This is a genomic window from Pseudomonas sp. SDO5532_S415 (assembly GCF_054071155.1).
On the sequence record NZ_JBSVWS010000120.1, the window covers coordinates 1 to 18,927 of the forward strand.

An 18,927-nucleotide genomic window follows, 5' to 3' on the forward strand; every position below is an offset into this window, starting at 1 on the left:
GCGGTCCTTGTGGGAGCGAGCCTGCTCGCGAAGGCGGACTGTCAGGCACCGCCATTCAAGGGCTGTAATACCCCACCGCCACCAGCAAATGCCCGACCTTCTTCAGGTAGGCATGCTTGTCCTCGACCTTGCCGGTCACCGGATTCTTCCACCGGTATGCGTACTCGCCATAATCCTGCTGGCTCATCAGCGCCAGAATCGGCTCCCCCACCGGTTTGCCTTCCGGGTCCTTGATCTTGCCGAAATCCGTGTTGATCAAGCGCAGGTTGGTGCCGTGGGCGACATAGCGCCGGGTGTTCAGGTCGACGACAAACACATACAAATCATCCTGAAGATAACCGCCCTTGAGGGCGTTGATCGCCGTCAGGGTGCCCTTCTCGTCCTTGGCCAGGTCGGTCGCCGCTTTGTTCAGCAAGGCCATGGCTTGTTCCGCCGAGGCCCGTGGCAGGTAGTAGCCGACCGCGAGGATCCGCTGGCCGACACGCTGGTAGTACACATGCTTGCGCTCGACCTTGCCATCGGCCCAGTTCTGCCAGCGATATTCCGCTTGCTGGATACCATTGCCCTCCGGCACTTTCAGGGCATCCTTGAAGGATTTGCGCAGATCCGGCCCGAGGACCTCCGACACATCCCGGCCAATCAGCGCCGCGGACGGACCGCCGCTGGCAAGCATCACGCCCTTGGTGTCGACGACAAACACATAACGGTCCTTGTCGACGAACTCGCCCTGGCGGCTGAACGCGGCGAAGGCCTTGTCACCATTGTCGTGGTAGTAGGCCAGGGCTTTTTCCAGCAAGGCGATGGCGGCCTGACTGTCAGCTTTTTCCGTCCCGGCGGCCTGAACCTGGCCCAGGCACAACAAAAGCATCCCGCCCAGCAAGGCCAGCTTATGCAGAACCCCCATTGCGCATCCCTCGTTCTTGTTGATGTTTCAAGAGCGTAGACGGCAATGGGGGATGTATGGATGTTCAGCGGAGCGCAGTGTGCCGGAACTGCTTTTTGTGGCGAGGGAGCTCGCTCCCGATCGGTTGGGCAGCAGCCGCCTATCAGACAACGCGGCTTGTCTGGTCAACCGCAGCGAATGGAGTGGGGCGGCTGCGCCACCCAACGGGAGCAAGCTCCCTCGCCACAGAAGCTCCCTCGCCACAGTTGTTCAGTATCCGGTCTTTTACTGCCTTGCGCGCAGTTGCTGTTGCAGGTTCTGGATCTGCGCCTGAAGGGTGTTGATGTTGCGGGTGACCTGGCCACGGAAGGCGTCGAACTCCGCGGTATTGGTCGAGCCTTGAGCCGGTGTCGGGCGATTGTCCTGCTCGCTCTTGAGGATGACGATCTCCTGTTCCAGACGATCGATGGCGGCGTTCGGGTTGCCTTGTTTTTTCAATGCGCTGATGTCGGCACCGAGGCTTTTCAGCTGGGCGTCGAACTTCTCAGTGTCCGCCGGGGCACTTTTCAGCACGGCTACGTCGCTGTTCAAGACTTTGACCTGAGCCTGCAATTGAATGGTGGCGGTCTGTTGCTCAGCGGCATGAGCGGTATTCTGAGCGGTGATCTGCTCGAGGCGTTTGTCCAGCTCGGTGGTCTGGGCGGTCATCTGCGCCAGTCGCTTGTCCAGCTCCGAAGCCTGACCGGCCACGCCCTGCTGCTGTTTACCCTGATCCTGCAGCTGGCTTTGCAGCTGTTTGATTTGCAATTTCAAGGCTTCACTGTCGGAGGTCACATTGGTCTGGCTGGCGACCACCTTGCCGGAAATGTCCTGCAGGCGCCCTGCCGCTTCCTCACTGATACGCGCGAAGCTTTCCTGGGTCGCCACCAGTTGCTGCTCCATCAGCGAAATCTGCTGGAAGCTCCACCAGGCCAGGCCCGCGAACGCAAAGAACAAAGCGCCGACCAGCGCCCACAACGGCCCGGTGCTCGGGCTCTTGACCTTGACCACGGGCGCCGTGCGCGAATGCACGGACGTACGCGAGGTGGGTACATAGTCATCGTCGTCGAGGCTATCGGCACGCAGGCTCGGTACATCATCGAAGTCGTCGTTGGCATCGTTACGCATGGACATGGAGTCAACCTTTGTGAAACGGTGATGGCTTGATGCGGCGAGTATAACCCCCACGGCCGCACCGATTGACCCTCAACCCCGTAGTCGGTTCAGTCCAGGGGCCGTTCAACGAATGTCCTGGGCCTTCCACCAACTGCAGAATTCATCGAGAGCGGTCCACAGGCTCACCTTCGGGTCGTAATCCAGATAATGCCGGGCACGGCTGATGTCCAGGGTGAAATTTTTGTTCATGACCTGCATGCCCAGTCGCGACAGGGTCGGTTCCGGACGACCCGGCCACAACCTGCACACGCCTTCGTTCAGTGCGGCAACGCTGTAGGCCAAGCCGTAGGAACGGTAGCGCGTTACTTGTGGGACCTCCATGTTGCGCATCACGTAATTGACCACGTCCCACAAGGGAATCGGTGTTCCGTTGCTGATGTTGTAGGCCTTGCCCAGGGCCGAGCCGCTGGCCAGCAAACTGCTGAGCAGCGCTTCATTGAGGTTCTGCACGCTGGTGAAATCGACCTTGTTCAGGCCGTTGCCAATGATCGCCAGGCGTCCCTTGCGCTGCATCTTGAGCAGGCGCGGGAAGATGCTCATGTCACCGGCACCGGTGACGAAACGCGGGCGCAGGGCCAGGGTTTCGAGGCCGAATTCCTGGGCGCCGAAGACCTTTTGCTCAGCCAGGTATTTGGTCGCGGCGTAGGGATGCTTGAAGCGCTTGGGGACTTGCTCCTCGGTCAGGCCCAAGTGGTCACGGCCATCGAAGTAGATCGATGGCGACGACAAGTGCACGAGGCGCCGGACCCGCTGCTTCAGACAGGCCTCGACCACGTTCTCCGTGACCTGGACGTTGCCCTGGTGAAAGTCCTGATAGCGCCCCCACACGCCGACGGCACCGGCGCAATGCACCACGGCCTCGACATCGGCGCACAGTTCGCGGGTGAACTCGGGGTCGCTGAGGTCACCCTGAACGAATTCGGCGCCACGCCGCACCAGATGCTCCACACCCTCGGCCCGGCGACCGTTGACCCGCACTTCCAGGCCCTGCTCCAGGGCGAAACGCGCAAAGCGCCCGCCGATGAAGCCGCTTGCGCCGGTGACCAGAATCTTCATGAGGTATTCCTTCGGATACAGCTGCAAGCGTCAAGCTACAAGCTGCAAGTTAAAAAAGGATGCGCAAGCTCTTCACTTGCGGCTTGCAGCTTGACGCTTGCAACTGCTCTCAGGCCACCAGCCATTGCTTGGACGCGCGCACCAATTGATCGGTGAGCAACCCCAGCAACTGACCGCCATTGCGCCAATGATGCCAGTACAACGCCACGTCGATCGGCTTATCTGGCAAAAGCTCCAGCAAAGTGCCGCGCTCCAGCTGTTCGCGAACCTGCAGTTCCGGCACCAGCCCCCAGCCGAGTCCGGCTTCTGCGAGACGGATGAAGCCTTCGGACGATGGGCACAAGTGGTGCTCGAATCCGCCATCGACACCGAGGGACGCCAGATAGCGATGCTGGAGGAAGTCATCCGGGCCGAATACCAGGGCCGGGGTTCTGGCCAACTGGTCGGCACGCACACCTTGCCGAAAATGCCGGGCGATGAAGGCCGGGCTGGCCAATGCCCGGTAACGCATCGCCCCCAGCAGCACGCTGCGGGCGCCGGACACGGGTCGCTCGCTGGCACACAGGCAGGCCGCCACTTCCCCTGCGCGCATGCGTTTGAGGCCGACGGTCTGATCTTCGACGATCAGGTCCAGCAACAAATGCTGATCCGCACAAAAATCCCCTACGGCTTGCGCCCACCAGGTCGCCAGACTGTCAGCGTTCAGAGCGATACGCAGGCGCTCTGGCAGTCCTTCTTCGTCCAACGCCGGGACCAATGTTTGCAAATCGCGCTCAAGCAAACGCACCTGCTGCACATGATTGAGCAGACGCCGGCCAATCTCGGTCGGCGACGGCGGCGTGCCCCGCACCAGCACCGGTTGGCCGACCCGTGCTTCAAGCAATTTGATGCGCTGGGAAATCGCCGATTGCGACAAGCCCAGTACCTGCGCAGCCCGTTCGAAACCCGCCTGCTCGACCACCGCGGCCAAGGCAGAAAGCAATTTATAGTCGAACATCAGTTTTCCTAATGAGCGATCACCACTATTGGTTTTTCTTATACAGCGTCCTGCCGGAGAATGGCCAGCAAGAACTCTTGAACAGGATCACTCACATGGCTGGCGAAACTTCATTGGCAACATTGCTGCGCAGCATGAGCCCGCAACTCAACGCCGGCGAATACGTGTTTTGCACTCTGCATGACGGGCGATTGCCTTCAGGCGTGGACATCATTGGCAGCTTCCGTGAACAGGAAGGCCTGACCGTGATTCTCGAACGCTCTCACGCCGAACAAGCCGGTTTCAGCTTCGACTACGTCGCGGCCTGGATCACCCTGAACGTGCACTCGGCCCTCGAAGCCGTCGGCCTGACCGCCGCCTTCACCACGGCACTGGGCAAGGCCGGCATCAGTTGCAACGTGATTGCCGGCTATTACCACGACCATTTATTCGTCGGCCAGGCCGACGCCGAGCGCGCCATGCAGGTGTTGCGCGACCTCGCAGCCAACGCGGAGTAGCAACTATGTGGCAAAGCTATGTAAACGGCCTGCTGGTGGCCGCGGGCCTGATCATGGCGATCGGTACCCAAAACGCCTTTGTACTGGCCCAGAGTCTGCGACGTGAACATCATTTGCCGGTGGCGGCACTGTGCGTGACCTGCGATGCGTTGCTGGTGGCCGCCGGGGTGTTCGGGTTGGCGACGGTGCTGGCGCAGAACCCGACTTTACTGGCAGTGGCCCGCTGGGGTGGCGCTGTATTTCTGATTTGGTATGGCAGCCAGGCGTTGCGCCGTGCCTGTTCGAAACAAAGTCTGCAGCAGGGTGAAAACCAGACGGTGCGCTCTTTGCGCGCGGTGATGCTCAGTGCGCTGGCAGTGACGCTGCTCAACCCCCATGTGTATCTGGACACCGTCCTGTTGATCGGTTCGCTCGGCGCGCAGCAGACAGAACCCGGCGCTTATGTGGTCGGTGCAGCCAGTGCCTCGTTGCTGTGGTTTTTCACCCTCGCACTGGGCGCGGCGTGGCTGGCTCCGTGGCTGGCTCGACCGGGCACCTGGCGAATTCTCGACCTGTTGGTCGCGGTCATGATGTTCGCTGTAGCGTTGCAACTGATCATGGCTGGTTGATTTATTCCAAAAGGCTCTGGAACCTCTATTCCACACAGTTGTTGCGTGGTTATGCCGCACCCCCGGTGCTATGATCCGACTCCTGCGCCGCAAAGAGTATAAAACTCCCCGGCGCTTGTCTGGCCGCCCGTGATCGGCCTTGCGCTCACCGCAACTGACCTGATTAGGAGATCCACCATGGCTTTCGAATTGCCGCCACTGCCTTACGCACACGATGCACTGCAGCCGCACATTTCCAAGGAAACTCTGGAATACCACCACGACAAGCACCACAACACCTACGTCGTGAACCTGAACAACCTGGTGCCAGGCACCGAGTTCGAAGGCAAGACCCTGGAAGAAATCGTCAAGACTTCCTCGGGCGGCATCTTCAACAACGCCGCTCAGGTCTGGAACCACACTTTCTACTGGAACTGCCTGGCGCCAAACGCCGGCGGTCAACCAACCGGCGCACTGGCTGAAGCCATCAACGCTGCGTTCGGTTCGTTCGACAAGTTCAAGGAAGAGTTCAGCAAGACGTCCATCGGCACCTTCGGTTCCGGCTGGGGCTGGCTGGTGAAAAAGGCTGACGGCTCCCTGGCCCTGGCCAGCACCATCGGCGCCGGCAACCCGCTGACCAACGGCGACACCCCGCTGCTGACCTGCGACGTCTGGGAACACGCTTATTACATCGACTACCGCAACCTGCGTCCTAAGTACGTCGAAGCGTTCTGGAACCTGGTCAACTGGAAATTCGTGGCTGAGCAGTTCGAAGGCAAAACCTTCACCGCTTAAGCTCGATGCCAGACAAAAAACCCGGCTTTTGCCGGGTTTTTTTATAGAAGGATATGAGCAGAGGAACGGTGGTGACTGTTCCGCCGTCTTCGCGAGCAGGCTCGCTCCCACAGGGGAACCGGATACATCTGCAAGAGATTGGTTGGCTGTCAGGCCGTCTTCGCGAGCAGGCTCGCTCCCACAATGGGTCGCCGTACACCCGCTGCTTTCACCACTCATCAGGCCGAGCGTTAGCTCGCCTTCAGCTCTTGATCTTGATCCACCCGCCCCATCGGAAGGCTGAGTGGAGGTGTTCATCCGGGGATTGGCGCACAGCGCCGTTCGACGCAGTCGAACACATTGCATGCAGGTGCAGCGAAGCCAACCGGAGGGCGATGCCCCCGGATGAATGCCGGAGCGAAGGAATCCCGAGCCCTGGCGAGGGGCCGGACGCTCGGGGCGAGCGTTTTTTTGCTTATTTTTTTGAGGCGTTTGTCAAAAAAGTGAGTCGCCGTAAGGGCGAAACCGCCAGTGGCCGTTACCGCAACAACGGATATGTACTCCGACAACCCAGAGCTTGGTCGACCCTAAAGCCGCCAAGATAAAGAGAACAACAACGCAAGCCAATTTCCCACGATGAAACCAGCCTTCAACCCCTTGCCCCGGCGCCACAGCCGTCTAACATCAGTCAGAAGGAAAATATCTCCACATCCCTCCTCAAGTTGAAGGACTCGACAACCGACACAGTACTAATCGGACAATTACCGCAGACAACTGCATATCGGCCAAGCTGCAGGCAAAATCCCCCATGGATGATTGTCCCTTTGACTGCCATCACGGGATTGCCAATACTCATGGCAACTTGATGCTACCCGCACGGAACAAGGAATAACCCTTTGAAGCTGGAACTCAAGAACAGCTTGTCGGTGAAGTTGCTCCGGGTCGTACTCCTGTCGGCATTGATCGTCGGCGTGGTCTTGAGCTGCGCGCAGATCGTGTTTGATGCCTACAAAACACGCCAGGCCGTTGCCGGCGATGCCGAACGCATCCTCGACATGTTCCGCGATCCCTCGACCCAGGCCGTCTACAGCCTGGACCGGGAAATGGGCATGCAGGTCATCGAAGGCCTGTTTCAGGACGATGCCGTGCGCCAGGCCTCCATCGGCCACCCCAATGAAGCCATGCTCGCGCAGAAATCCCGCGAGCTGCAGCACTCCAGCAGTCGCTGGCTGACCGACCTGATTCTCGGCAAGGAACGCACCTTCACCACCCAATTGGTGGGACGCGGCCCTTACAGCGAGTACTACGGCGACCTGAGTATCACCCTCGACACCGCCACCTATGGGCAAGGCTTTATCGTCAGTTCGGTGATCATCTTCATATCCGGCGTGTTGCGCGCCCTGGCGATGGGGCTGGTGTTGTATCTGGTGTATCACTGGTTGCTGACCAAGCCCCTGTCGCGGATTATCGAACACCTGACCGAAATCAACCCGGATCGTCCCAGCGAACACAAGATCCCGCTGCTCAAGGGTCACGAAAAAAACGAGCTGGGGATCTGGATCAACACCGCCAACCAGTTGCTGGAGTCCATCGAGCGCAACACCCATTTGCGCCACGAGGCGGAAAACAGTCTGTTGCGCATGGCCCAGTACGATTTCCTCACCGGCCTGCCGAATCGTCAGCAACTCCAATCACAACTGGACAAGATTCTGGTTGACGCCGGCAAGCTGCAACGACGGGTGGCCGTGCTGTGTGTCGGCCTCGATGACTTCAAGGGCATCAACGAACAGTTCAGCTACCAGACCGGCGACCAGCTGTTGCTGGCCCTGGCCGATCGCCTGCGTGCGCACAGTGGACGCCTTGGTGCCCTCGCCCGCCTCGGGGGCGACCAGTTTGCCCTGGTGCAGGCCGATATCGAACAACCCTACGAAGCCGCCGAGCTGGCCCAAAGCATTCTCGATGACCTGGAAGCGGCGTTTGCCCTCGATCATCAGGAAATCCGCCTGCGCGCCACCATCGGCATCACCCTGTTCCCCGAAGACGGTGACAGCACCGAGAAGCTGCTGCAGAAAGCCGAGCAGACCATGACCCTGGCCAAGACTCGCTCGCGCAACCGCTATCAGTTCTACATCGCCAGCGTCGACACCGAGATGCGCCGCCGTCGCGAGCTGGAAAAAGACCTGCGCGATGCCTTGGTCCGCGAGCAGTTCTACCTCGTCTATCAACCACAGATCAGCTACCGCGACCACCGGGTAGTCGGCGTCGAGGCTTTGATTCGCTGGCAGCATCCGGAACACGGGCTGGTTCCGCCGGACCTGTTCATCCCGCTGGCCGAGCAGAACGGCACCATCATTGCCATTGGCGAGTGGGTGCTGGATCAGGCTTGCAAGCAATTGCGAGACTGGCATGACCAGGGTTTCAGCGACCTGCGCATGGCGGTGAACCTGTCCACCGTGCAACTGCACCACGCCGAGTTGCCAAGGGTGGTCAACAACCTGCTGCAGATGTATCGCCTGCCACCGCGCAGCCTGGAGCTGGAGGTGACCGAAACCGGCCTGATGGAAGACATCAGCACCGCCGCCCAGCACTTGCTCAGCCTGCGTCGCTCCGGGGCGCTGATCGCGATCGACGACTTCGGTACGGGTTATTCCTCACTGAGCTACCTGAAAAGCCTGCCGCTGGACAAGATCAAGATCGACAAGAGTTTCGTTCAGGACCTGCTCGATGATGACGACGACGCAACCATCGTTCGCGCCATCATCCAATTGGGCAAGAGCCTGGGCATGCAGGTGATCGCCGAAGGTGTGGAAACGGCCGAACAGGAGGCTTACATCATCTCCGAAGGCTGCCACGAAGGTCAGGGTTATCACTACAGCAAACCGTTGCCGGCAAGGGAATTGGGCGCTTATCTGAAGCAGGCCCAGCGTAGTAACGCCGCTATTTTGTAACCTCTGTAGGAGCGAGCTCGCTTGCGATGGACTCACAGGCGACGCGTTTTGTCAGACAGCACGCGTTATCGTTAACGTCCATCGCGAGCAAGCTCGCTCCTACAGATCTGCTACACCCGTCCCGTGAATAAGAAATATTTCCAAGCACAACCCTTTACACATAATGCGAAAGATTTGCATTATGTGGCAGTTTTGCGCGCCGGGCGCGCCATTCCACCCCCTCTCGAAGCAGGATGTTCGCCATGATTCGTATGCCTCTGGCTACCGCCAGTCTGTTGGCCATCGCAATTTCCCTCGCCGGTTGCGGTGAAGGCAAAGACAAGGAAAAAGCTGCCGCACCAGCGCCGGCTGCCAGCACCGCTGCTGCCCCGGCTGCTCCAGCCGCTGCACCTGCCGCTGCCGGTAAAGTCGATGAAGCCGCTGCCAAAGCCGTTGTCGCCCATTACGCCGACATCGTTTTCGCTGTCTACAGCGATGCCGAATCCACCGCGAAAACCCTGCAAACCGCTGTAGACGCCTTCCTCGCCAAGCCGAACGCCGACACCCTGAAAGCCGCCAAGGCTGCCTGGATCGCCGCCCGCGTTCCTTACCTGCAGAGCGAAGTCTTCCGCTTCGGCAACACCATCATCGACGACTGGGAAGGTCAGGTGAACGCCTGGCCACTGGACGAAGGCCTGATCGACTACGTCGACAAATCCTACGAGCACGCGCTGGGTAACCCGGGTGCCACCGCCAACATCATCGCCAACACTCAGATTCAGGTCGGCGAAGACAAGGTCGACGTGAAAGACATCACCCCGGAAAAACTCGCCAGCCTGAACGAGCTGGGCGGTTCCGAGGCCAACGTCGCCACTGGCTACCACGCCATCGAATTCCTGCTCTGGGGCCAGGACCTGAACGGCACCGGCCCTGGCGCCGGCAACCGCCCTGCTTCCGATTACCTGGAAGGCAAAGGCGCCACCGGCGGCCACAACGACCGTCGCCGTGCCTACCTGAAAGCCGTGACCCAACTGCTGGTCAGCGATCTGGAAGAAATGGTCGGCAACTGGAAGCCGAACGTGGCCGACAACTACCGCGCCACCCTGGAAGCGGAACCGGCTGAAAGCGGCCTGCGTAAAATGCTGTTCGGCATGGGCAGCTTGTCCCTGGGCGAACTGGCGGGCGAACGCATGAAGGTTTCCCTGGAAGCCAACTCCCCGGAAGACGAACACGACTGCTTCAGCGACAACACCCACAACTCGCAGTTCTACGATGCCAAAGGCGTTCGTAACGTCTACCTGGGCGAATACACCCGTGTCGACGGCACCAAAATGACGGGTGCCAGCCTGTCGTCCCTGGTGGCCAAAGTCGACCCGGCTGCCGACACCGCACTGAAAGCCGATCTGGCCGCGACTGAAGCCAAGATGCAGGTCATCGTCGACCACGCCAACAAGGGTGAGCACTACGACCAGTTGATCGCTGCCGGCAACACCGCCGGCAACCAGATTGTCCGTGACGCCATCGCTTCGCTGGTCAAGCAGACCGGTTCGATCGAAGCCGCCGCTGGCAAACTGGGTATCAGCGACCTGAACCCGGACAACGCTGATCACGAGTTCTGATCAACGCTGGCTGAATAAAGAGGCGACCTTCGGGTCGCCTTTTTGTTGGCCTGAACACGCCCCATTGTGGGAGCGAGCCTGCTCGCGAAAGGGCCATCATTGGCAACATCTTCGGTGCGACCATTACCGCTTTCGCGAGCAGGCTCGCTCCCACAGGAGTTTGTAATGTGTTCATGGGGTGTGCCCCACCTCAAGCAAACGATAATTCCTCTTATTCAAACCCCCCTACCCTGTTAGACTTTGCGCCCTTGTTTTGCTCGTCTTGCAGGATGTCTGATGCCCCCGCTGCCTCTTCGCTTGTCCGCACTGTTCCTGGCCCTGGGCCTGAGTGCCTGCGATGACGCCCCGCGTTTTACCAAGGCAGAACCCGGTGAAGCCCGCTCCGGGGGCAGTGCGACCGTGCGCAAGACCGATCAGAACGCCTTTTCGCTGCCATCGGCCAACCTGCCGCCATCGCGGCGCGTGGACTTCAGTGTCGGCAACAGTTTCTTCCGCAACCCTTGGGTCATCGCCCCGTCGACCACGACCGCCCGTGACGGCCTCGGCCCCTTGTTCAACACCAACGCCTGCCAGGGTTGCCATATCAAGGACGGTCGCGGTCACCCGCCTGCGCCGGATGCGCAGAATGCCGTGTCGATGCTGGTGCGCCTGTCGATTCCCGATGCTCCCGCCTACGCCAGGATCATCGAGCAACAGGGTGTCGTACCGGAGCCGATCTACGGCGGACAATTCCAGGACATGGCCGTGCCCGGCGTAGTCCCGGAAGGCAAGGTGCGGGTCGATTACACGCCAGTGCCGGTTCGCTTCAAGGACGGCACCGTAGTCGAGCTGCGCAAGCCGACCTTGAACATCACCCAATTGGGTTACGGCCCGATGCACCCCGACACCCGCTTCTCGGCCCGGGTTGCACCGCCGATGATCGGCCTGGGCTTGCTGGAAGCCATCCCGGAAGAGGCCATTCTGGCGAACGCCGAGGCGCAGGCTAAAGAGAAAAACGGTATCGCCGGTCGACCGAACCGGGTCTGGGATGACACACAGCAAAAGACCGTTATTGGACGATTTGGCTGGAAAGCCGGGCAACCGACCCTCAATCAACAAAATGTTCACGCGTTTTCCGGTGATATGGGCCTCACGACCAGCCTGAGACCCTTTGATGACTGCACCGATGCGCAAACCACCTGCAAACAGGCACCGAGCGGCGCCGGCCCCGATGGCGAGCCGGAAGTCAGCGACAACATCCTGCGTCTGGTGCTGTTCTACACCCGCAACCTCGCCGTCCCGGCGCGCCGCGATGTCGGCGCGCCTGAAGTGCTGGCCGGCAAGAATCTGTTTTACCAGGCCGGTTGCCAGTCCTGTCACACACCGAAATACACCACCGCCGCCAACGCCGCCGAACCTGAGCTGGCCAATCAAGAGATTCGCCCTTACAGCGATCTGCTGTTGCACGACATGGGCGACGGCCTGGCCGACAACCGCAGCGAATTCCAGGCCGGCGGTCGCGACTGGCGTACCCCGCCGTTGTGGGGCATCGGACTGACCGAAGCGGTCAGTGGCCACACCCAGTTTTTGCACGACGGCCGCGCCCGCAACCTGCTCGAAGCCGTGCTCTGGCATGGCGGCGAAGCTGCAGCTGCGCAACAACAGGTTTTGACTTTCAATGCCGAGCAGCGCGCTGCGTTGCTGGCGTTCTTGAATTCCCTTTAATACCCATTCCACCCGCGGGAGCCCGACATGTTCCGTCCCAAATTGTTGTTCACCAGCCTTGCCGCGCTAGCCTTGGGCGCTTGTTCGCCACAGGACCCGCAAGCCGTCACTTCGGCGGCCATCGCCAAATCCGTGATACTGCCGACCTACACCCGCTGGGTCGAAGCCGACCGCCAACTGGCCATCAGTGCCCTGGCGTACTGCGAAGGCAAGGAAACCCTCGACACCGCCCGCGCCGATTTCCTGCACGCACAAAAAGCCTGGGCCGAGCTGCAACCGCTGCTGATCGGGCCGCTGGCCGAGGGCAATCGTTCGTGGCAGGTGCAGTTCTGGCCGGACAAGAAGAACCTCGTCGGCCGTCAGGTCGAACAACTGGTCACCGCGCAGCCTCAGATCGATGCCGCCGCGCTGGCCAAGTCCAGCGTTGTGGTTCAGGGGCTGTCGGCCTACGAATACATCCTGTTCGACAGCAAGCCTGATGTAGCCAACGCCGAGCAGAAGACCAAGTATTGCCCTCTGCTGATCGCCATTGGCGAGCGCCAGAAGCAGCTGGCCGAAGAGATCCTTAAAAGCTGGAACAACACCGACGGCATGCTCGCGCAGATGAGCAAGTTCCCCAACCAGCGCTACGCCGACTCCCACGAAGCAATCGCCGATCTGCTGCGTGTACAGGTCACCGCCCTCGACAGTTTGAAGAAAAAGCTCGGCACGCCGATGGGCCGCCAGAGCAAGGGCGTTCCACAACCGTTCCAGGCCGATGCGTGGCGCAGCCAGTCGTCCCTTACCAGCATGGAAGCCAGCCTCGCCGCCGCCAAAACGGTCTGGGAAGGTGTCGACAATAAAGGCCTGCGAGGCCTGTTGCCAAGTGAGCAAAAACCATTGGCCGACAAGATCGACGCCGCCTATGCCGCGTCGTTGAAACTGTTCGCCAGCAACCAGCGCTCGCTGACCGAACTGCTCGGTGAAGATGCCGGTCGCCAGCAACTCAACGACATCTACGACAGCCTCAACGTCGTCCACCGCCTGCACGAAGGCGAGCTGGCCAAGGCGCTGGGTATCCAACTGGGCTTCAACGCCAACGACGGTGACTGATGAGGGCGAGTGCCATGCTGCGACGCCAGGCTCTGACTTTAGGTAGTTTGCTGCTGGGAGCAGTGACACTGGGCGGCTGGACGCTGTTCAAGCGCAAGGATCAGAGCCCGCTGCTGCTTTCGGCGCGGGACGATACCGACGGCAAGCATTACGCCGTCGGTTATCGGTTGGACGGCACCCGGGTGTTCGCCACCCGGGTCGGTCAGCGCTGCCACGACATCATCAACCACCCGACGTTGCCGATCGCACTGTTTGTCGCCCGGCGGCCGGGCACCGAGAGTTACCTGATCGACTTGCGTGACGGCACCCTGCTGCAAACCGTGACGTCCCGGCCGAACCGGCACTTCTACGGTCACGCGGTGATTCATCAGAGCGGCGATTGGCTGTACGCCACCGAAAACGATACGAGCGATCCGGGTCGCGGCCTGCTCGGCGTGTACACATTCGAAGGCGAACGGCTGGTCCATAGCGGCGAGATTTCCACCCACGGCATCGGGCCGCATCAGGTGTCGTGGATGCCCGACGGCGAAACCCTGGTGGTGGCTAACGGCGGGATTCGTACCGAGGCCGAAAGCCGCGTCGAGATGAACCTCGATGCCATGGAGCCGAGCCTGGTCCTGATGCAACGCGACGGCACATTGCTGAGCAAGGAAACCCTCGCCCAGCAGATGAACAGCGTGCGTCACCTGGGCATTGCCAGCGACGGCACCATTGTCGCCGGCCAGCAATTCATGGGGGCGGCTCATGAGCCTTCGGAACTGCTGGCGATCAAGCGTCCCGGTCAACCCTTCGTGGCGTTCCCGGTGCCCGAGCACCAGTTGCAGGCGATGGGGCACTACACCGCGAGCGTCGCAGTGCACAGCGACTTGCGCCTGGTGGCGTTGACCGCGCCCCGGGGCAACCGCTTTTTCATCTGGGACCTGGACAGTGGCGAAGTGCGCCTGGACGCGCCACTTCCCGATTGCGCCGGGGTTGGCGCGGTGGCCGACGGTTTTGTCGTGACCTCGGGCCAGGGACGCTGCCGGTACTACGATTGCCGTCAGACAGATCTGGTTGCAAAACCGCTGGAACTGCCGGCGGGGCTCTGGGACAACCATCTTCATCTGATCTGAGATTGCCCTGCTCGTTGTAGTAGCGAGCTTGCTCGCGATGGACGTTAACGATTACGCGTGTTTACTGGGTAAACGCAGCGCTCTTGAGTCCATCGCGAGCAAGCTTCGCTCCTACAGGATTTGCACCTGCCTGTAACAAGTGCCAGTTGGATTCCCCTTCCTACTCGCGGTAATGTTCCCCCCTGTCTCACCTGATTTACTCCAAGGAACTGGAAATATGCTGCGTCGCCGCATGCTGATCATGTTGGGTGTTGTTCTGCTGATCGTGCTGGTGCTGGCCGGGTATAAAGCCTTCTCCATCTACACGATGATCCAGGGCTTCTCCGCGCCGAAGCCACCCATCAGCGTCGCCGTGGCCACGGCTACCGAACGGCCCTGGCAAGCTCGCCTGCCCACCGTAGGCACCCTCAAGGCGTTGCAAGGCGTGGACCTGAGCCTGGAGGCCGACGGCACCGTCGTCGATGTGCAGTTCGAGTCAGGGCAGAAGGTCAAGGCCGGTCAACCCATCGTCCGGCTCGACAGCGCCGTTGAAAGTGCCTTGCTCGAAACCGCCCTGGCCGACCTCGGACTGGCCCAGGTGGATTACAGCCGTGGCAGTCAACTGGTGGGCAGCCAGGCCATTTCCAAGGGTGAGTTCGATCGACTCTCGGCGGTACTGAAAAAGAGCAAGGCCACGGTCAATCAACTTAAGGCTGCGCTCGGCAAGAAAAGCATCCTCGCCCCCTTCAGCGGCACCATCGGCATTCGTCAGGTGGACGTCGGCGACTACGTGGCCACCGGCACCATGATTGCCACCCTCCAGGACCTCAGCAGTCTGTACGTCGACTTTTTCGTACCTGAACAGTCCGTGCCGAAGATTGCCGTCGGTCAGCCGGTGCAGATCATAGTGGCGGCTTTTCCGACGGAGACGTTCCCCGGCACCATCAGCGCGATCAACCCGAAAGTCGAGAACAGCACGCGCAACGTGCAGGTCCGCGCAACCCTGGCCAACCCCGACGGCAAGCTGCTGCCGGGAATGTTCGCCAGCCTGCAGGTCATTTTGCCCGACCCGCAGCCACGCATCGTCGTGCCTGAAAGCGCGATCACCTACACGCTCTATGGCAACTCGGTCTATATCGCCGCCCAGAAAAAAGCCGAAGACGGCAGCGTGGAAAAAGACGACAAGGGCCAACCTGTCCTGATCGCCGAACGGCGTTTCGTCGAAACCGGCGAACGCCGTGATGGCATGGTGATGATCACCAAAGGCGTGCAGAACGGTGAAATTGTGGTGACCGCCGGCCAGATCAAACTGGACAATGGTGCGCACATCGCCATCAGCGACGACAAGACCCTGGCCGAGAAAAACGGCCAGCCCCGCGCTGACGGATCAAGGAACCCCTGATGGCTTTTACTGATCCGTTCATTCGCCGCCCGGTGCTTGCCACCGTGGTCAGCCTGCTGATCGTGCTGCTGGGCTTCCAGGCCTGGAGCAAGTTGCCGCTGCGCCAGTATCCACAAATGGAAAACGCCCTGATCACGGTGACCACCGCGTACCCGGGGGCCAACGCCGAAACCATCCAGGGCTACATCACCCAACCGATGCAACAGAGCCTGGCCAGCGCCGAGGGCATCGATTACATGACCTCGGTCAGTCGCCAGAATTTCTCGGTGATTTCGATCTATGCGCGCATCGGCGCCAATAGCGATCGCCTGTTCACCGAACTGTTGGCCAAGGCCAACGAGGTCAAGAACCAGTTGCCTCAGGACGCCGAAGACCCGGTCCTGAGCAAGGAAGCTGCCGACGCCTCGGCGCTGATGTACATCAGTTTTTTCAGCAAGGAATTGAGCAACCCGCAGATCACTGACTACCTGTCGCGGGTGATCCAGCCGAAACTGGCGACCCTGCCGGGCATGGCCGAAGCCGAGATTCTCGGCAACCAGGTATTTGCGATGCGCCTGTGGCTGGACCCGGTGAAGCTTGCCGGTTTCGGCCTGAGTGCCAGCGACGTGACCAACGCGGTACGCCAATACAACTTTCTCTCCGCCGCCGGCGAAGTGAAAGGCGAGTATGTGGTCACCAGCATCAACGCCAGTACCGAGCTCAAGTCCGCAGAAGCGTTCGCGGCGATCCCGCTCAAGGTCGATGGCGACAGTCGCGTGCTGTTGCGTGATGTCGCACGGGTGGAGATGGGTGCGGAAAACTACGACACCATCAGTTCCTTCGGCGGCACGCCCTCGGTGTACATCGGCATCAAGGCCACGCCGGGCGCCAACCCGCTGGACGTGATCAAGGAAGTGCGCAAGATCATGCCGGATCTTGAAGCCCAACTGCCGCCGAACCTCAAGGGTGAAATCGCCTACGACGCCACACTGTTCATCCAGGCCTCGATCGATGAAGTGGTGAAAACCCTGTTCGAAGCGGTGTTGATCGTGATCGTGGTGGTCTTCCTGTTCCTTGGTGCGCTGCGGTCGGTGGTGATCCCGGTCGTCACCATCCCGCTGTCGATGATCGGCGTGATGTTCTTCATGCAGATGATGGGGTATTCGATCAATCTGCTGACGCTGCTGGCGATGGTGCTGGCCATCGGTCTGGTGGTCGATGACGCCATTGTTGTCGTGGAAAACATTCACCGTCATATCGAGGAAGGCAAGTCGCCGCTGGACGCGGCCATTGAAGGCGCCCGGGAAATCGCCATGCCGGTGGTATCGATGACCATCACCCTGGCGGCAGTGTATGCGCCGATCGGCTTCCTGACGGGGCTGACGGGGGCACTGTTCAAGGAGTTCGCCCTGACCCTGGCAGGGGCTGTGGTGATCTCCGGCGTCGTGGCCCTGACGCTGTCGCCGATGATGTGCGCCTTCCTGCTGCGTCACGATGAAAACCCCACCGGCCTGGCCCATCGTCTCGACCTGATTTTCGAAGGCCTCAAGCGCCGGTACCAACTCCTGCTGCACGGTACCCTTAACACCCGACCGGTGGTGTTGGTCTTTGCCGTCATCGTGCTGTGCCTGATTCCGGTACTGCTCAAGTTCACCAAGTCGGAACTGGCACCGGATGAGGACCAGGGCATCATTTTCATGATGGCCAACGCCCCGCAACCAACCAACCTCGACTACCTGAACACCTACACCGACGAGTTCATCTCGATCTTCAAGGCGTTTCCCGAGTACTACTCCTCGTTCCAGATCAACGGCTTCAATGGCGTGCAATCGGGCATCGGCGGCTTCCTGCTCAAGCCCTGGAACGAGCGCAGCCGGACCCAGATGCAGATCCTGCCCGACGTTCAGGCCAAGCTGGAGAGCATTCCGGGGCTACAGATTTTCGGCTTCAACCTGCCGTCGTTACCAGGCACAGGTGAGGGTCTGCCCTTCCAGTTCGTCATCAATACCGCCAACGATTACGAGTTGCTGCTGCAAGTGGTGGACCGGGTGAAAAAACGCGCGATGGAATCCGGCAAGTTCGCTTTCGTCGACGTCGACCTGGCCTTCGACAAACCCGAAGTAGTGGTGGATATCGATCGTGCCAAGGCTGCGCAGATGGGCGTGTCGATGCAGGACCTGGGTGGAACGCTGGCGACCTTGCTCGGCGAAGCGGAGATCAACCGGTTTACCATTGAAGGCCGTAGCTACAAAGTCATTGCCCAGGTGGAGCGACCCTTCCGGGATAACCCTGACTGGCTGAACAATTACTACGTCAGGAACACCCAGGGTGAATTGCTGGCCCTGTCGACACTGATTACCGTGACCGACCGGGCGCGCCCACGGCAATTGAACCAGTTCCAGCAACTCAACTCGGCCATTCTTTCCGGGGTACCGCTGGTCAGCATGGGCGAAGCCATCGACACCGTGCGCCAGTTCGCCCGTGAAGAAGCGCCTGTAGGGTTTGCCATCGACTACGCCGGCGCATCACGGCAATACGTGCAGGAAGGCAGCGCCTTGTGGGTCACCTTTGCCCTGGCATTGGCGATCATTTTCCTGGTGCTGGCTGCGCAGTTCGAAAGCTTCCGCGATCCGCTGGTGATTCTGGTGACCGTGCCGCTGTCGATTTGTGGCGCGTTGCTGCCGCTGTTTCTCGGCTGGTCGAGCATGAACATCTACACCCAGGTCGGATTGGTGACACTGATCGGGTTGATCAGCAAGCACGGGATTCTGATCGTCGAGTTCGCCAACCAGTTGCGCAAGGACAAGGGCCTGACACCGCGCGAGGCCGTGGAGGAAGCCGCGGCTATTCGCCTGCGTCCGGTGTTGATGACGACCGCTGCGATGGTATTCGGCATGGTACCGCTGATCATCGCCACGGGGGCCGGGGCGGTCAGCCGGTTCGATATCGGTACCGTGATTGCGACCGGGATGTCGATCGGCACGCTGTTTACGTTGTTTGTGTTGCCATGCGTTTATACGTTGTTGGCAAAACCCGATAAGCCGTTGCACTGATAACCTGTGGGAGCGAGCCTGCTCGCGAATGCACTGAAACAGCCGGCACGA

14 protein-coding genes are annotated in these 18,927 nt (G+C 60.4%); 10 read left to right on the plus strand and 4 right to left on the minus strand.

All coding sequences use genetic code 11. The features are described 5' to 3' along the window. Positions 1–55: 55 nt before the first annotated feature. The 4 genes from ACW9HW_RS21710 to ACW9HW_RS21725 form a co-directional block, all read right to left on the minus strand. Positions 56–904 carry a cache domain-containing protein gene (locus ACW9HW_RS21710; RefSeq protein ID WP_095193113.1) on the minus strand — a complete coding sequence of 283 codons (849 nt, stop codon included), beginning with the start codon at positions 902–904 and terminating at the stop codon, positions 56–58. Positions 905–1,168: 264 nt separating this feature from the next. Then, positions 1,169–2,056 (minus strand): ATPase, encoded by an 888-nt coding sequence (locus ACW9HW_RS21715; RefSeq protein WP_095193112.1) that lies wholly within the window; start codon positions 2,054–2,056, stop codon positions 1,169–1,171. A gap of 105 nt (positions 2,057–2,161) precedes the next feature. Then, a complete protein-coding gene (locus ACW9HW_RS21720; protein WP_095193111.1) occupies positions 2,162–3,154 on the minus strand; it encodes an NAD-dependent epimerase/dehydratase family protein in 993 nt (330 codons plus the stop codon). Between the two features lie 109 nt (positions 3,155–3,263). Beyond that, positions 3,264–4,151: a LysR family transcriptional regulator ArgP gene (locus tag ACW9HW_RS21725; protein ID WP_095193110.1), complete on the minus strand. Its 888-nt coding sequence runs from the start codon at positions 4,149–4,151 to the stop codon at positions 3,264–3,266. A gap of 95 nt (positions 4,152–4,246) precedes the next feature. On the opposite strand from ACW9HW_RS21725, the gene ACW9HW_RS21730 reads away from it, so the two are divergent. From ACW9HW_RS21730 to ACW9HW_RS21775, 10 genes are all read left to right on the plus strand, one after another. After that, positions 4,247–4,648: an ACT domain-containing protein gene (locus ACW9HW_RS21730; protein ID WP_457401712.1), complete on the plus strand. Its 402-nt coding sequence runs from the start codon at positions 4,247–4,249 to the stop codon at positions 4,646–4,648. A 5-nt stretch (positions 4,649–4,653) separates the two neighbouring features. Beyond that, the gene (locus tag ACW9HW_RS21735; protein WP_457401713.1) at positions 4,654–5,256 is read left to right on the plus strand and encodes a LysE/ArgO family amino acid transporter; all 603 of its coding nucleotides are present in this window, start codon (positions 4,654–4,656) and stop codon (positions 5,254–5,256) included. A 177-nt stretch (positions 5,257–5,433) separates the two neighbouring features. After that, entirely contained in the window at positions 5,434–6,030 is a 597-nt protein-coding gene (locus tag ACW9HW_RS21740) for a superoxide dismutase (RefSeq protein WP_007986065.1), read from the plus strand. 875 nt (positions 6,031–6,905) lie between these two features. Next, positions 6,906–8,957, plus strand: coding sequence for a putative bifunctional diguanylate cyclase/phosphodiesterase (locus ACW9HW_RS21745; protein ID WP_095193107.1), 2,052 nt, complete (start codon positions 6,906–6,908; stop codon positions 8,955–8,957). A 242-nt stretch (positions 8,958–9,199) separates the two neighbouring features. After that, a complete protein-coding gene (locus ACW9HW_RS21750; protein ID WP_095193106.1) occupies positions 9,200–10,555 on the plus strand; it encodes an imelysin family protein in 1,356 nt (451 codons plus the stop codon). Positions 10,556–10,831: 276 nt separating this feature from the next. After that, positions 10,832–12,259 carry a di-heme oxidoreductase family protein gene (locus ACW9HW_RS21755; protein ID WP_457401714.1) on the plus strand — a complete coding sequence of 476 codons (1,428 nt, stop codon included), beginning with the start codon at positions 10,832–10,834 and terminating at the stop codon, positions 12,257–12,259. A gap of 27 nt (positions 12,260–12,286) precedes the next feature. Then, positions 12,287–13,351, plus strand: a complete 1,065-nt coding sequence (locus ACW9HW_RS21760; protein WP_095193104.1) for an imelysin family protein — start codon at positions 12,287–12,289, stop codon at positions 13,349–13,351. Positions 13,352–13,365: 14 nt separating this feature from the next. Beyond that, positions 13,366–14,463, plus strand: coding sequence for a DUF1513 domain-containing protein (locus tag ACW9HW_RS21765; protein ID WP_457401715.1), 1,098 nt, complete (start codon positions 13,366–13,368; stop codon positions 14,461–14,463). 217 nt (positions 14,464–14,680) lie between these two features. Next, a complete protein-coding gene (locus ACW9HW_RS21770) occupies positions 14,681–15,844 on the plus strand; it encodes an efflux RND transporter periplasmic adaptor subunit (protein WP_095193102.1) in 1,164 nt (387 codons plus the stop codon). Beyond that, positions 15,844–18,876, plus strand: coding sequence for a multidrug efflux RND transporter permease subunit (locus ACW9HW_RS21775; protein ID WP_457401716.1), 3,033 nt, complete (start codon positions 15,844–15,846; stop codon positions 18,874–18,876). The genes ACW9HW_RS21770 and ACW9HW_RS21775 overlap by 1 nt, the downstream gene beginning before the upstream one ends. The last annotated feature ends 51 nt before the right edge of the window (positions 18,877–18,927 follow it).